Annotated in this window: 13 protein-coding genes; 5 read left to right on the forward strand and 8 right to left on the reverse strand. The window is 67.7% G+C overall.

Going from position 1 to position 13,198, the window contains the following annotated elements:
• Window positions 1-15 precede the first annotated feature (15 nt).
• The gene (locus ACPYN9_RS06065) at window positions 16-516 is read right to left on the reverse strand and encodes a GNAT family N-acetyltransferase (protein ID WP_424464848.1); all 501 of its coding nucleotides are present in this window, start codon (window positions 514-516) and stop codon (window positions 16-18) included.
• A 217-nt stretch (window positions 517-733) separates the two neighbouring features.
• Between ACPYN9_RS06065 and ACPYN9_RS06070 the strand changes: the two genes are divergently transcribed.
• On the forward strand, window positions 734-877 hold the full coding sequence (locus ACPYN9_RS06070) for a hypothetical protein (protein WP_424464849.1): 144 nt from the start codon (window positions 734-736) through the stop codon (window positions 875-877).
• 30 nt (window positions 878-907) lie between these two features.
• Here ACPYN9_RS06070 and ACPYN9_RS06075 read toward each other — a convergent pair whose 3' ends face one another.
• Window positions 908-1,429: a DUF6630 family protein gene (locus tag ACPYN9_RS06075; RefSeq protein WP_424464850.1), complete on the reverse strand. Its 522-nt coding sequence runs from the start codon at window positions 1,427-1,429 to the stop codon at window positions 908-910.
• 34 nt (window positions 1,430-1,463) lie between these two features.
• Window positions 1,464-2,507 (reverse strand): threonine aldolase family protein, encoded by a 1,044-nt coding sequence (locus ACPYN9_RS06080; RefSeq protein ID WP_424464852.1) that lies wholly within the window; start codon window positions 2,505-2,507, stop codon window positions 1,464-1,466.
• Between the two features lie 62 nt (window positions 2,508-2,569).
• Between ACPYN9_RS06080 and ACPYN9_RS06085 the strand changes: the two genes are divergently transcribed.
• The gene (locus ACPYN9_RS06085) at window positions 2,570-3,598 is read left to right on the forward strand and encodes a pirin family protein (RefSeq protein WP_424464853.1); all 1,029 of its coding nucleotides are present in this window, start codon (window positions 2,570-2,572) and stop codon (window positions 3,596-3,598) included.
• Between the two features lie 47 nt (window positions 3,599-3,645).
• Here the strand turns inward: ACPYN9_RS06085 and ACPYN9_RS06090 are convergent, their stop codons facing one another.
• The 3 genes from ACPYN9_RS06090 to ACPYN9_RS06100 all read right to left on the reverse strand — a co-directional run bounded on the left by ACPYN9_RS06090 (window position 3,646) and on the right by ACPYN9_RS06100 (window position 5,694).
• A complete protein-coding gene (locus tag ACPYN9_RS06090; protein WP_424464855.1) occupies window positions 3,646-4,134 on the reverse strand; it encodes a SprT-like domain-containing protein in 489 nt (162 codons plus the stop codon).
• A gap of 11 nt (window positions 4,135-4,145) precedes the next feature.
• Window positions 4,146-4,718: a hypothetical protein gene (locus ACPYN9_RS06095; RefSeq protein ID WP_424464857.1), complete on the reverse strand. Its 573-nt coding sequence runs from the start codon at window positions 4,716-4,718 to the stop codon at window positions 4,146-4,148.
• 85 nt (window positions 4,719-4,803) lie between these two features.
• A complete protein-coding gene (locus tag ACPYN9_RS06100) occupies window positions 4,804-5,694 on the reverse strand; it encodes a spermidine synthase (RefSeq protein WP_424464859.1) in 891 nt (296 codons plus the stop codon).
• An 84-nt stretch (window positions 5,695-5,778) separates the two neighbouring features.
• On the opposite strand from ACPYN9_RS06100, the gene ACPYN9_RS06105 reads away from it, so the two are divergent.
• The gene (locus ACPYN9_RS06105; protein WP_424464861.1) at window positions 5,779-6,240 is read left to right on the forward strand and encodes a Fur family transcriptional regulator; all 462 of its coding nucleotides are present in this window, start codon (window positions 5,779-5,781) and stop codon (window positions 6,238-6,240) included.
• 65 nt (window positions 6,241-6,305) lie between these two features.
• Entirely contained in the window at window positions 6,306-7,802 is a 1,497-nt protein-coding gene (locus ACPYN9_RS06110; protein WP_424464863.1) for a catalase, read from the forward strand.
• Window positions 7,803-7,956: 154 nt separating this feature from the next.
• Here the strand turns inward: ACPYN9_RS06110 and ACPYN9_RS06115 are convergent, their stop codons facing one another.
• Both ACPYN9_RS06115 and ACPYN9_RS06120 read right to left on the reverse strand, forming a co-directional pair.
• The gene (locus tag ACPYN9_RS06115; RefSeq protein ID WP_424464864.1) at window positions 7,957-8,775 is read right to left on the reverse strand and encodes a hypothetical protein; all 819 of its coding nucleotides are present in this window, start codon (window positions 8,773-8,775) and stop codon (window positions 7,957-7,959) included.
• Between the two features lie 217 nt (window positions 8,776-8,992).
• Window positions 8,993-9,280: a DUF1540 domain-containing protein gene (locus ACPYN9_RS06120; protein ID WP_424464866.1), complete on the reverse strand. Its 288-nt coding sequence runs from the start codon at window positions 9,278-9,280 to the stop codon at window positions 8,993-8,995.
• A gap of 426 nt (window positions 9,281-9,706) precedes the next feature.
• On the opposite strand from ACPYN9_RS06120, the gene ACPYN9_RS06125 reads away from it, so the two are divergent.
• Window positions 9,707-13,195 carry a DNA-directed RNA polymerase subunit beta gene (locus ACPYN9_RS06125; RefSeq protein ID WP_424464868.1) on the forward strand — a complete coding sequence of 1,163 codons (3,489 nt, stop codon included), beginning with the start codon at window positions 9,707-9,709 and terminating at the stop codon, window positions 13,193-13,195.
• The last annotated feature ends 3 nt before the right edge of the window (window positions 13,196-13,198 follow it).

The raw sequence follows: 13,198 nt of genomic DNA on the forward strand, positions 1-13,198 counted from the left end.
CCGAACGGACGCTGGTCAGCTGCGCTGGGCGTCCCTTGCGACCGCGGTTGCAACCGGTTTCTCGAACGCGAAAATGGGGAGGTCGAACTGCGGGACGCGACGTTCCCCGCCCTCGAACCCGGCGGAACGATAGAGGGCGACGGCCTCCGGCTGTCGGGACCCCGTGGTGAGGAAGATGCGTGCGTAGCCGAGCGAAGCGGCGGCGGCGTCGAGCTCACGGAGGACTCGTTGGGCGAGACCCTGCCGACGGTGGGTGTCTCTGGTCCACATGCGCTTCACCTCTGCCGTCGTCGCGTCGTACCTGCGGATCGCGCCGGCGGCGACGAGGAGGTCCCCCTCAAGGATCCCGATGAACGCCCCGTCCGGTGCGACGAAGTCGGTGACGGGGTACGCGCCGATGTCGTCCTTGTAGAACTCCCGGTATCTGCTGCGGTACTCGTCGTCGAGCGCGCCGAGCACCTCGGCGACCTGCCTCGAGGTGACGTCGAGGTGGCGGACGGTCAGGGCGGATGTCATGCGCACATCGTGCGTCCCGGCGGCAGATCGCGCACGGAGCCGGGGGACTGGATGACGTCGTATTGCGTGCGGTGTAGCCGCGAGTCGTTTCGTGTCGGTGTGCGGCCGCCTCGTGGGTGGCGGCCTCCGCATCGGGCCGCTCGCTCCGTACGCTGACGATGCACACCGTTCGGCGGCGGACTCGCCGAGGGGACGCCTTCGAGAGGATGAACAGAGCATGCGCATCTCACTTCGCGCGACCCGAAACACTTCGCTCGTCGCGCGCGTGCAGCGGTTCCTCGTGCGGTGCCTCGCCGCCGAGCCTGCCGGCATCGGTCAGCAGCGTCTGCTGCTGCGCGGCGTCGGCATCGAAGAGGTGTAGCCGCGCTGCGAGCTCCTCGTGGAGCCGGGTTCAGGGCAGCTGCCGAGCGAGGAAACCGAGCGACGCCGCTGTGTCGACGATCTCGCCGACCGAGGTGCGTGGAACGACGACGAGCGGATACGCGTCGCTGTCTTCTTCCAGGAAAACGATCGCGAGCCCCACCGGTGCGAGCAACGCGTCAGCTGCAGACGCTGCCGCTGGCACGTCTCCGTCGACGTCGCCCACCTCGTCGGTGTCGAGCCCGAGCCGCACGATGCGGGGTACCCCCGCCAGTGCATCCGCGAGCTCCATGCCGGAGTCGTTCGCGTGGAGGTAGGCCAGCGCGCCGCAGTCGTCGAGCGCGTCGATCAGGGCCTCCCAAGCCTCGTCGGCACGGTCCGGCTCGACGCCGCTCTCGTCGGTGGTGTGGCCGGCCGACGCGTCGCCCTGGGTGTCCGTGGCGTCGTCGTCTTCGCCGTCCACATCGCGAAGCGCTTGGCGCACGCTCGGCCAGATCTCGGGGTCGTCGTCGATGAGCGCGCAGAGGCGCTCCCAGGAAGTGTCGTCAGTCACGGACCGAGGGTACCCGCCGCATCGGACCGGGGGATCACTTGCCCGCGATCGCGGCGATGAGTCCATCGACGTCGTCTTCGGTGGTGTCCCAGGAGCAGAGGAAGCGGACCAGCCCCGTTGAGGTGTCCCAGGTGTGGAAGGCGTAGCGCTCGCTGACTCGCTCGGCGACCTCGCCCGGCAGGAGTGCGAAGACCCCGTTGGCCTGTCGGGGCAGCGGTACGGAGCAGCCGTGGACGGGAGCGACCCCGGAGGCCAGCCTTGCAGCCATCGCGTTGGCGTGCTCAGCGTTCGCTCGCCAGAGTTCACCACCGAACAGTGCAAGGAGCTGCGCTGAGACGAAGCGCATCTTCGAGGCGAGCTGCAGGTCGATCTTTCGCGCCTCCTCGACGCCGTACACGGCCTCCGGGTTGACGACGACGACGGCCTCCGCGGCGAGCGCGCCGTTCTTGGTGCCGCCGAGACTGATCACGTCGGCACCTGCCGCGCTCGAGACCTCGGCGAGCGAGCATCCGAAGTGTGCGGCGGCGTTTGAGAGGCGAGCGCCATCCACGTGCAGCCACATGCCGTTCGCGTGGGCGACGTCGGCGAGCGCTCGCACCTCGTCCGGCGAATAGGCCGTGCCGACCTCAGTTGCCTGGCTGATGCTCACGGCGAGTGGGGCCGCGCGGTGCACGTCGCGGCGCACCGCCGCCGCGCGCTCGATGTCGGCGGGGACGAGCTTCCCGTCCGAGGTGTCGACGGTGAGGAGCTTCACGCCGCCGACCCGTTCGGGTGCGGCGTTCTCGTCGGTGTTGATGTGTGCGGATGCGGGGCACACGACGCCGCCCCAGCGAGGGAGCATCGACTGCAGCGCGACGACGTTCGCGCCCGACCCGTTGAAGACCGGCAGGCCGATGGCCTCCGGGCCGAACAGCTCCCTGCACAGCGCCTGGAAGGCTGAGGTGTACGGATCGGCGCCGTAGGCACCGACGTGGCCGCCGTTCGCCGCGATCAGCGCTTCCAGTACCGACGGGTGCGCGCCTGCCGCGTTGTCGCTCGTGAAGGTCCGGTGGGTTGCATCGTGCAGCTGCGTGGTCACCGCACTATTCTCCCGCACCTCGAAGAACATGCGTTTTCATGTTGCGCGTCTACGCTCGCACCATGAGTAACACCGAGGTCAACCCGATCGAGCAGCAGCTCCAGGCCGCCTACGAGACGGGCCAGGTGGTCGCTGGCATCGAGCTGCTCCTGCCGCGTGAGGTGCCACTCGGTGGGCCACGCTCGATGCCGGTGCTGCGCTCGCTGCCCAACAAGTTCCGGCACTTCATCGGCGCGTGGTGCTTCATCGACCACTACGGTCCCGTCGATCTCCCCGAAGAAGGGGGGATGGACGTCGCCCCGCACCCGCACACGGGTCTCCAGACCGTCAGCTGGCTCTTTTCCGGCGAGGTGGTGCATCGGGACTCCATCGGCGGACACCACGAGGTTGTCCCCGGTGGCGTCAACGTCATGACTGCCGGTCACGGCATCGCGCACTCCGAGGTCTCGCCCGATCGCCCAGATCGAAACCCCGTGCTGCACGGGGTGCAGCTCTGGGTCGCGCTCCCCGCCGCCCAACGTGGCATCCCGCCTGCCTTCACCGGGCTGGATCGATGCCCATCGATACCGCTCGCCTGCTCCTCGAACGATGCCGAGCCCGTCGTGGCGACCGTCTTCGTGGGCGAGTACGCCGGTGTGCGCTCGGAGGCGCCAAGTTTTTCACCGTTGCTCGGCGTTGAGCTCGAGTTCCCCGGCTGCGCTGAGACGGTGCTCGAGCTGAAGCCCGAGTTCGAGCACGGAATCCTTGCATGCGCGCCCGGGATCACCGTCGACGACGTCGAGCTTCCCGTCGGTGCGGTGGGCTACCTGCCTCCGGGCACGGAGCGTGCCGTCGTCGGCTCCTCGGGCGGCGGGCATGCAGTGCTCCTCGGCGGCGAGCCCTTCGGGGAGAAGATCGTGATGTTCTGGAACTTCGTCGGCGCCTCCCACGACGAGGTCGCCGCCGCGCGCGAGGAATGGGAGGCCACCCGAGGTGTGGACGCAGGCGGCGCGCGCTTCGGTGCTGTGAACAGCCACGGCGGGAAGACGCTTGCGGCGCCCGCCCTCCCCAACGTCCGCCTCGCGTCGCGGGGCCGCACCAGAGGAAACTGAGTCGCGCACCGCGGCCCGTGCTGCTGAGCCCCGCGCCTCAGTTCAGCTCAGCTCGGCTCAGCTCCGCCTCGGCGCTCCGCGTCCGAGCGCTCGCGCCATTGGATGAGGAACCGCCGATCGAAGGACGGGGCGCAGCGGAGGCATGAGACGAGTCGGCCGCGTGCGGGCCGGCGGAACCGAAGTACCTCGTGGCCGTTGGGGCAGGTGCCTGCCCACTTCGCGAACTCGCTCGCCACCTCGCCGTCGTGGGTGCGACCGCCCACGTAGCCGAGCTCATCCGCGACGCGCTTCCACTCGGGTCCGTGACCGGCCTTGTGGCCTGCGACGGCGTGCGCGACCTCGTGCAGCAGCGTCTGATGCACGGTGTCGTCGTCGTAGCGGGCCGACAGGTAGCGGGAGACGGTGATGCGCTTGTCGCGGAAGTTGCAGGCACCCGCCCGTTTCTTGGCGTGATCGAAGCCGAAGCTCCAGGTCTCATCGAGGTGCATGCGGATGAGGGCCTCCGCCCAGACCTGCACCCTGGCCAGGTCGGCCACGGCCGCCTCGCCTAGGAGTCGATCGAGGTGATCGGCTCGCTCAGCTCCGAGGAGGGCTCCTCGTCGCCCTCGAGGATCGCGCGGGTCACGCGGATCGCGAACTTCGACGACTGCAGCTGGTCGGCGGCGACGCCTCGTGCCAGACGCAGCTCGTGGGCACGCTCGAAGTCGACCAAGGCCTCCGTGTACTCGCGCTGCTCGAAACGCACCTTGCCGCGATGCTGCAGCGCGAAGGCAGCGAGTTCGTCCCATTCATGGGTGAGGGCCTCGTCGACGCAGCCCGTCAGGTCCTGCAGGGCGACATCGTGCTTGCCCTGGAACTGCTGCACCTGCGCCTTGCGGATGCGCGCCGCGAGTGCGTCCTCCCTCGCGCCGGTGAAGCGCGACTGGCGGTAGGCGGTCTGCGCGGTGTCGAACGCCTCGTCGAGCCGGCCGAGCATGCGAAGCAGTGCGACCTTCTCGTTGAGGGCGGACAGGGAGCGCAGCACGGCGATCTCCGCGAGTCGAGCCTCCGCAACGTCGACGTCGATGCGCTCGCGGAGGGTCTCCGGGTCGTAGCCGAGGATGATGGGAGCGTCTGACACCCCAGCAGGTTAGTCGCAGCGGCGACGGATCGGTGCATCCCTCGCCGGGTTGTGGAGAGGCGATCCGATCTCGTGCCTGTGCCGACTACCAGCCGCCCTGCCGTCGTTCTCGGAACACGCTCTTTCCCGGCAGCGGTGATGCCGTCGCCGAGGCGTCGCGTGCGGGTTCGGCGCCCCGCACGAACTCGCGTACGGCCTTGCCGCGCACCACGACCGCGGGCGGGAACCCGGACGCGACGCGACGCTCGAGGCCCGGCAGTGCCAGCGCATCCGCCGACCGGGAGGCGACTGCGGCGATGTTGCCGAACCTTCGCCCCTTCAGCATGGCGGGGTCGCCGACGAGCGCGACCTCGCCGAAGACCTCGATCAGTGTCGCCACCTCAGCTCTGGCGAAGGCCAGGTCATGGCCGTCGGCGATGTTGACGAGCACGACCCCGTCTGGGCGCAGGAAGGGGGCGAGCTCGGCGAAGAACTCGACGCTCGTGACGTGCGCTGGCGTCTGCGCGCCCGAGAAGATGTCGACGACGATCGCGTCGACCGAGCCGAGGAGTCCCCGCGGGAGCCTGCCGAGCTGTTCGCGCGCATCGCCGTAGCGGATGCGGATGCTCGCCCCGGCGGGGAGTGGGACGACGTCGCGCACGAAGTCGACCAGCGAGCGCTCGAGCTCGACGACCTGCTGGCGTGAGCGCGGGCGTGTGGCATCGACATACCGGGGGATCGTGAGTGCTCCGGCGCCGAGATGGAGCGCCGTGATCGCCGCTGCCTCGGGGAAGGCGAGGTCGAGCACGTACCCCATGTGCCGGATGTAGCCGAAGGAGAGTTCTCGCGGGTCGAGGGGGTTGACCGCGGACTGTGGGGTCCCGTCGACGATCAGGGTCCACTCCTCGCCGTCTCGGGAGAAGCGCGCCTGGGCGCCGGAGTCGAGCCTGACGCTGGTCTGCGGGCTGCTTTGGGGCTTGTCGTTGGCTGGCGGCACCTGGCAAGTCAAGCAGAGACACGCGGTTTTCGAGCAAGGGTCGCCTTGTTTGGAATTCTTCAAAAGAAGCGCCAGCATTGAGTCATGCCACACGTGACCGAGCCCAGAGCGGATGCGCACCGCGACGCCGACTTCTGGCAGTCGGTCCTGCGGCGCGCGGGCCTCCGGGTGACGCGGCAGCGTGTCGCCGTCCTCGAGCTGCTCGACGCGAGCCCGCACTCCTCGGCCGAGCGCATCTTCGCGGCAGCCACCCCGCTTCGGGGCGAGCTCGGCTCACTCACGCTGCAGGCCATCTATGGCATCCTCGACGACCTCGGGCGGGTCGGCCTCGTGCGGCGGTTTGACGCGCCTCGCACCGCCGCGCGATTCGAAACCCGCATCGGCGACAACCACCACCACGCCGTGTGCGACTCCTGCGGCCGCATCGAGGACGTCGACTGCGCGGTCGGCGAGGCTCCCTGCCTGGTCCCCGAAGCGCCTCGCGGCTTCGCCGTGCACACAGCCGAAGTCGTCTACCGCGGGCTCTGCGCAGACTGCTCGCGCTGACCCGAGACCGCGGCCCCGATCTCATCCCCCTGTCCCCAGTTCAGATGACACGAAAGAGGAGCGAAATGACGGAGTACATCGACCCGAAAGTCCCATCGACCGAGACGAACGGCTCACCCACCGAGAGCGACCGGAACTCCCTGAGCGCCGGCGCCGACGGCCCGCTGATGCTGCACGACGTGCGTCTCGTGGAGACGCTCGCGAGCTTCAACCGTGAGCGAGTGCCGGAGCGCAACCCGCACGCCAAGGGTGCTGGAGCCTTCGGAACGTTCACCGCGACGCACGACGTCTCCCAGTACACGCGCGCGGCCGTCTTCCAGCAGGGCGCCGAGAGCGAGACCCTGCTCCGCTTCTCAACCGTCGCCGGTGAGCAGGGCTCGCCGGACACCTGGCGCGATGTGCGCGGCTTCTCGCTGCGGTTCTACACGAGCGAGGGCAACCTCGACATCGTCGGCAACAACACGCCCGTGTTCTTCCTCCGCGACCCGATGAAGTTCCCCCACTTCATCCGCTCACAGAAGCGACTGCCGGACTCCGGACTGCGCGACAACACCATGCAGTGGGACTTCTGGACCCTCAACCCCGAAACCGCGCACCAGGTGACCTACCTGATGGGCGACCGCGGCCTGCCCCAGTCGTGGCGGCACATGAACGGCTACGGCTCGCACACCTACGCGTGGATCAACGCGGCAGGCGAACGCTTCTGGGTGAAGTACCACTTCATCTCGGAGCAGGGCGTCGAGGTCCTTTCGAACGACGAGGCCGAGCAGCTCGCGGGCTCCGACGCCGAGTACCACCGTCGCGACCTTTTCGACGCGATCGACCGCCGGGAGTTCCCGCGCTGGAAGCTCAGCGTGCAGGTCATGCCGTTCGAAGAGGCGAAGACCTACCGCATCAACCCGTTCGACCTGACGAAGGTCTGGCCGCACGCCGACTACCCGCTCATCCCGGTCGGCACGCTCGAGCTCAACCGCAACCCGGAGAACTTCTTCGCGCAGATCGAGCAGGCAGCCTTCTCGCCGTCGAACCAGGTTCCAGGCACCGGCATCTCGCCCGACAAGATGCTCCTCGGTCGCGTGTTCGCGTACCCGGACGCGCAGCGCGCGCGAGTTGGCACGAACTACCAGCAGCTCGAGGTCAACCGGCCGAAGAACGCCACGAACTCCTACACGTTCGACGGCAACATGACGGTCGCCCACTCGGGTGCCGCCCCGGTCTACGCTCCCAACTCCTTCGGCCGGCCGTACGCCGACCAGACGGGTCCCGTCGAGAACTCGTGGGAGACCGACGGCGACCTCGTTCGCAGCGCCTACACGCTGCGAGCTGACGACGACGACTTCTCGCAGGCGGGCACGCTCATCCGCGAGGTCTACTCGCCCGAGCAGCGCGACCGCCTCGTCGAGACCGTCGCCGGTGCGCTCGAGACCGTCATCGAGCCCGTGCGCTCCAACGCCTTCCAGTACTGGACGAGCATCGACGCCGAGACGGGCGCGCGCATCCGCGCCGCCGTCGAGGCCAATGCGGTGGACACCGAGCCGGCGCCCGTGGGCGTGGGCAACTAGTCCCGACCGCCCGGGTCAAGGCCCAGGCCGCGTCGCGGTGTGACGCACAACGAGCGTGCCCCCTCGAGCCGAGAGCTCGAGGGGGCACGCTCGTTGTCGTTCGAGGTGACTCCATGGTCGGTCGCGTCGCAACGCCGTCGGACGCCTCCCGTGATCAGGAAGCGCGCCAGTAGCCGCAGTTCCGGGACTCGAAGGTGTCGTCCGTCGCGTCGATCGTCACGACGATCTCCGCCTGCGACTTGTCGTAGGACGACTCGATCCAATCGCCCTTGGCGTCGTAGCGGAACCAGCGGCAGGTGTCGCTCGGAGCCTCTGGCTTGTAGGTTCCCGGCTTGATCTCCTCGCCCACCTTCCAGACACCGTCGTTGAACCGCGTGCCGTCGTTGCCGGCGGTGACGTTGGCGTCGTAGGTGTTGAGCGAGGTCCTCGCCGAATCGGCATCAGGGTGCTCGGGGCAGAGGATCAGCGCGGCTTCGAGCTGCGAGGCCTGCTCGTCGGTCGAGATGCCTGGCGAGATCGCGAAATAGAAGCCCGGGGTCGCGCAGAGCGCGTAGACGTCGGCGAGGCGCACATCGTCGGGGGCCGCGTCCTTATCGTCGTCCGTCGCGGCCTGCCCGAGCGCGTCCAGGGCCTCCTGCTCGGTGGCGGAGAATGTGGACCCGCCGTTCGACTTCCCGGTGCAGCGCGTGACGTCGTCGCCGAGTGCCCAGATCTCGCTGAGCTCGGACGGGGCCTCGTCGAAGCTCCGTGAGTCAGCCATGCGGCAGGCGTAGGTCACGGCGAAGTCGCCTGCGTCCGCGGACGCCGACGGGTTCGTGTCGTCCGTGGTCGGTGAGGCGGTTTCGGTCGAGGTGGATGAGGTGCCCTCCACCTCGGGCGCCTCCCCGCCTGACATCTGGCCGACGAGGGCGCAGCCCGAGAGGAGGAACATGGCGGTGAGCGCCACCGCCGACGTGCGCACGAGCTTCTTCACGGGGGTCTCCTTCATGGCGAGGACTCGCACGGCCGAAGCTGGGCGGCGCGCTTCCTTGCGTGCCGCTGGAAGCCGACCGTGCTCGCATCCACGGTAACGGACCCCGGCTGCTCAGCGGAGAAGCGGGGGAGGACTGCCCACCGGCTGCGGCCCGGACCACGAAGCGCCGAGGTCCCGGTGGGAGCTCGGCGCTTCGGAGTGTGGTGTGCGGATGAGGTCAGGCGGTCTCGTAGGTCAGGCAGTCGGCGGCGTCGCTGCCCTGAGCGCCGACGCGGATAGCCGGGGCGCTGCAGGTGAGGTCCTTGTTGAATCGGCAGTCGGCGGCCTGGCAGGCACCGACGCCGGCGATGACCTTGTCGAGGCCACCCTTGCGGTCGAGGGGGATGAACGTCGCGCATCCCTCGTCGCCGTCGATCGTCACGGCGGGCGCGTGGCAGCCATCGTGGTTGAACGAGCAGCCGGCGACAGAACAGGTGCTGACGTTGGGGAGATCGAGCAGTGTCATGGTGTGCCTCCGTTGTTGGGTTGCCTCAACGGTAGGAGCTGGATGGCCGGATGCTCAAGGCGACACTGGACTTGGCTGCGCCTTTCTGATAAGGCCAGGTTCGCCTTCGTGAGTGCAGGCTTGCCTGCCTCACAGGGCCGCACACGGCGGAGCCGGCGTGCGTTATACCGGAGAATCCAGATTGAGGCAAGGTCGGGGTAGACATACCACCAAACGCCGCATACACTCGATGTTTGCGCTTCGTCTCACCATGCCTTCATATTGCGGTCGGCCTGGCAGTGCTTCTCTCATCAACGTCTTCGCGGGTCTTCTTCGACCGTGGCCGTTGACGATGGGCACGCCTTGTACATCGTGAAACGTGGCGGAACCTCACCGACGACACTACTGGCATCTCGCGGAATCCGCGGGATCGTGGAGGGAACTTCCTTGGCTGCTGCGCGCAACGCATCTCCGACGCCTACGACCGGTCGGAATGCACGCCGACTCTCATTCGCGAAGATCAGCGACACACTCGATGTGCCAGATCTCCTCGCCCTGCAAACCGAATCCTTCGACTGGCTCGTCGGCAACGACGCCTGGAAGCAGCGCCTCGCCAAGGCGCAGGCTGAAGGCCGCACCGACGTCGCTCTCCGCTCCGGCCTCGACGAGATCTTCGAGGAGATCTCCCCGATCGAGGACCTCGGCGAGACGATGCAGCTGAGCTTCACCAACCCGTACCTCGAGCCCGAGAAGTACTCCCTTGAGGAGTGCAAGGAGCGCGGCAAGACCTACTCGGCGCCGCTGTACGTCGAGGCCGAGTTCATGAACCACCAGACGCTCGAGATCAAGACGCAGACCGTCTTCATGGGCGACTTCCCGCTCATGACGAGCAAGGGCACGTTCATCATCAACGGCACCGAGCGTGTCGTCGTCTCGCAGCTCGTCCGCAGCCCCGGCGTGTACTTCGAGCGCACCCCTGAGAAGACCAGCGACAAGGACGTCTTCTCGGCGCGCATCATCCCGAGCCGCGGTGCCTGGCTCGAGTTCGAGATCGACAAGCGCGACCAGGTTGCGGTCCGCATCGACCGCAAGCGCAAGCAGTCGGTCACGGTCTTCATGAAGGCCCTCGGCCTCACGACCGAGGAGATCCGCGAGCAGTTCGCCGGGTACGAGTCCATCGAGCTCACGCTCGAGAAGGACGACATCCGCACGAAGGAAGACGCGCTCAAGGACATCTACCGCAAGCTCCGTCCGGGCGAGCAGGTCGCCACCGAGGCCGCCCGCGCGCTCCTCGACAACTTCTACTTCAACTCGAAGCGCTACGACCTCGCCAAGGTTGGTCGCTACAAGATCAACCGCAAGCTCGGCATCGAGTCCGAGATCAGCGAGTCGGTCCTGACCGTCGACGACATCGTCGCGACGATCAAGTACCTGGTCGCGCTGCACGCGGGCGACGAGAAGTTCGAAGGCAAGCGCGGCGGCGAGCCCGTCGACATCCGCCTCGACGTCGATGACATCGACCACTTCGGCAACCGCCGCATCCGCGCCGTCGGCGAGCTCATCCAGTCGCAGGTCCGCACGGGCCTCAGCCGCATGGAGCGCGTCGTGCGCGAGCGCATGACAACGCAGGAGATCGAGGCGATCACGCCGCAGACCCTGATCAACGTGCGCCCCGTCGTCGCTGCGATCAAGGAGTTCTTCGGAACGTCGCAGCTCTCGCAGTTCATGGACCAGAACAACCCGCTCGCGGGTCTTACGCACAAGCGTCGCCTCTCGGCCCTCGGCCCCGGTGGACTCTCGCGTGAGCGCGCAGGCGTCGAGGTCCGTGACGTTCACCCCTCGCACTACGGCCGCATGTGCCCGATCGAGACGCCTGAAGGCCCGAACATCGGCCTCATCGGCTCGCTCGCCACGTTCGCGCGCATCAACGCGTTCGGCTTCATCGAGACGCCGTACCGCCGCGTGGTCGACACGAAGGTCACGGAGCAGGTCGACTACCTGACCGCGTCCGAGGAAGACGAGTTCGTCGTCGCGCAGGCCAACGCACCCATCGGTGCTGATGGCCACTTCGTCGAGGACGAGGTGCTCGTCCGACGCAAGGGCGGCGAGGTCGAGCTGGTCCCCGCAGGCGAGGTCAACTACATGGACGTCTCGCCGCGCCAGATGGTGTCGGTCGCGACCAGCCTCATCCCGTTCCTCGAGCACGACGACGCGAACCGCGCACTGATGGGCGCCAACATGCAGCGCCAGGCGGTCCCGCTGGTGCGCAGCGAGAGCCCGGTCGTCGGAACCGGTATGGAAGGCTTCGCGGCCATCGACGCCGGAGACGTCATCACGGCCAACCGCGCCGGTGTCGTGCAGTCGGTCTCGGCCGACCACGTCGTCATCCAGCTCGACGAGGGCGGCACGGAGTCCTACTTCCTCCGCAAGTTCGACCGCTCGAACCACGGCACGTGCTACAACCACCGCGTTGTGGTCTCTGCCGGTGAGCGCATTGAAGAGGGCATGGTCATCGCGGATGGCCCGGCGACGGAGAACGGCGAGCTCGCGCTCGGCAAGAACCTCCTCGTCGGCTTCATGCCGTGGGAGGGCCACAACTTCGAGGACGCCATGATCCTCAGCCAGAACCTGGTGAAGAACGACACCCTCTCCTCGATTCACATCGAGGAGTACGAGGTCGACGCCCGCGACACCAAGCTCGGCAAGGAAGAGATCACTCGCGACCTGCCGAACGTCTCGCCCGAGCTCCTCAAGGACCTCGACGAGCGCGGCATCATCCGCATCGGTGCCGAGGTCCAGCCCGGCGATATCCTCGTCGGCAAGGTCACGCCGAAGGGCGAGACCGAGCTCAGCGCCGAGGAGCGCCTGCTCCGCGCGATCTTCAACGAGAAGAGCCGCGAAGTGCGCGACACCTCGCTCAAGGTGCCTCACGGTGAGGCCGGCACGATCATCCAGGTCAAGGTCTTCGACTCCGAAGAGGGCGACGACGAGCTCGGCTCGGGCGTCAACCAGCGCGTGGTCGTCTACATCGCCCAGGAGCGAAAGATCACCGAGGGCGATAAGCTCGCAGGCCGCCACGGCAACAAGGGCGTCATCGCGAAGATCCTGCCGGAAGAGGACATGCCGTTCCTCGCCGACGGGACGCCGCTCGACATCGTGCTCAACCCGCTGGGAATCCCGAAGCGCATGAACTTCGGCCAGGTGCTCGAGACGCACCTCGGCTGGGTTGCGAAGACCGGATGGAAGATCGACGGCGAGCCGGAGTGGGCACAGAACCTCGCTCCTGAGGCGTACGAGGGAACCCCCGGCGTCAAGCTGGCGACCCCCGTGTTCGACGGTGCGACCGAGGAAGAGCTCACGGGCCTCCTTGACTCGACGCTCAAGACGCGCGACGGCGACCGCCTGATCGACTCGACCGGAAAGACCGTCCTGTTCGACGGCCGCTCCGGTGAGCCGTTCCCCGACCCCATCTCGGTCGGCTACATGTACATCCTGAAGCTGCACCACCTCGTCGACGACAAGATCCACGCGCGTTCGACGGGTCCGTACTCGATGATCACCCAGCAGCCGCTCGGTGGTAAGGCGCAGTTCGGTGGACAGCGCTTCGGTGAGATGGAGGTGTGGGCGCTCTACGCCTACGGCGCCGCGTACACGCTCCAGGAGCTCCTCACCATCAAGTCCGACGACATCGTCGGGCGCGTCAAGGCCTACGAGGCCATCGTCAAGGGTGAGAACATCCAGGAGCCGGGTATCCCCGAATCCTTCAAGGTTCTCCTCAAGGAGATGCAGTCGCTCTGCCTGAACGTCGAGGTCCTCTCGGCTGACGGCACCGCGCTCAGCCTCCGCGACAACGACGACGAGGCCTACCGGGCCGCCGAGGAACTCGGCATCAACATCTCCAGCCGCTTCGAGTCTTCGTCCGTCGACGAGATCTAAGCC

The sequence above is a fragment of the Pseudoclavibacter helvolus genome (assembly GCF_049707175.1).
Taxonomy (GTDB): Bacteria; Actinomycetota; Actinomycetes; order Actinomycetales; family Microbacteriaceae; genus Pseudoclavibacter; species Pseudoclavibacter helvolus_A.

Coding starts and splice junctions, on each gene's coding strand:
- ACPYN9_RS06065 (WP_424464848.1), bottom strand. CDS start 516: ATGACATCCGCCCTGACCGTCCGCCACCTCGACGTCACCTCGAGGCAG.
- ACPYN9_RS06070 (WP_424464849.1), top strand. CDS start 734: ATGCGCATCTCACTTCGCGCGACCCGAAACACTTCGCTCGTCGCGCGC.
- ACPYN9_RS06085 (WP_424464853.1), top strand. CDS start 2,570: ATGAGTAACACCGAGGTCAACCCGATCGAGCAGCAGCTCCAGGCCGCC.
- ACPYN9_RS06105 (WP_424464861.1), top strand. CDS start 5,779: ATGCCACACGTGACCGAGCCCAGAGCGGATGCGCACCGCGACGCCGAC.
- ACPYN9_RS06110 (WP_424464863.1), top strand. CDS start 6,306: ATGACGGAGTACATCGACCCGAAAGTCCCATCGACCGAGACGAACGGC.
- ACPYN9_RS06120 (WP_424464866.1), bottom strand. CDS start 9,280: ATGACACTGCTCGATCTCCCCAACGTCAGCACCTGTTCTGTCGCCGGC.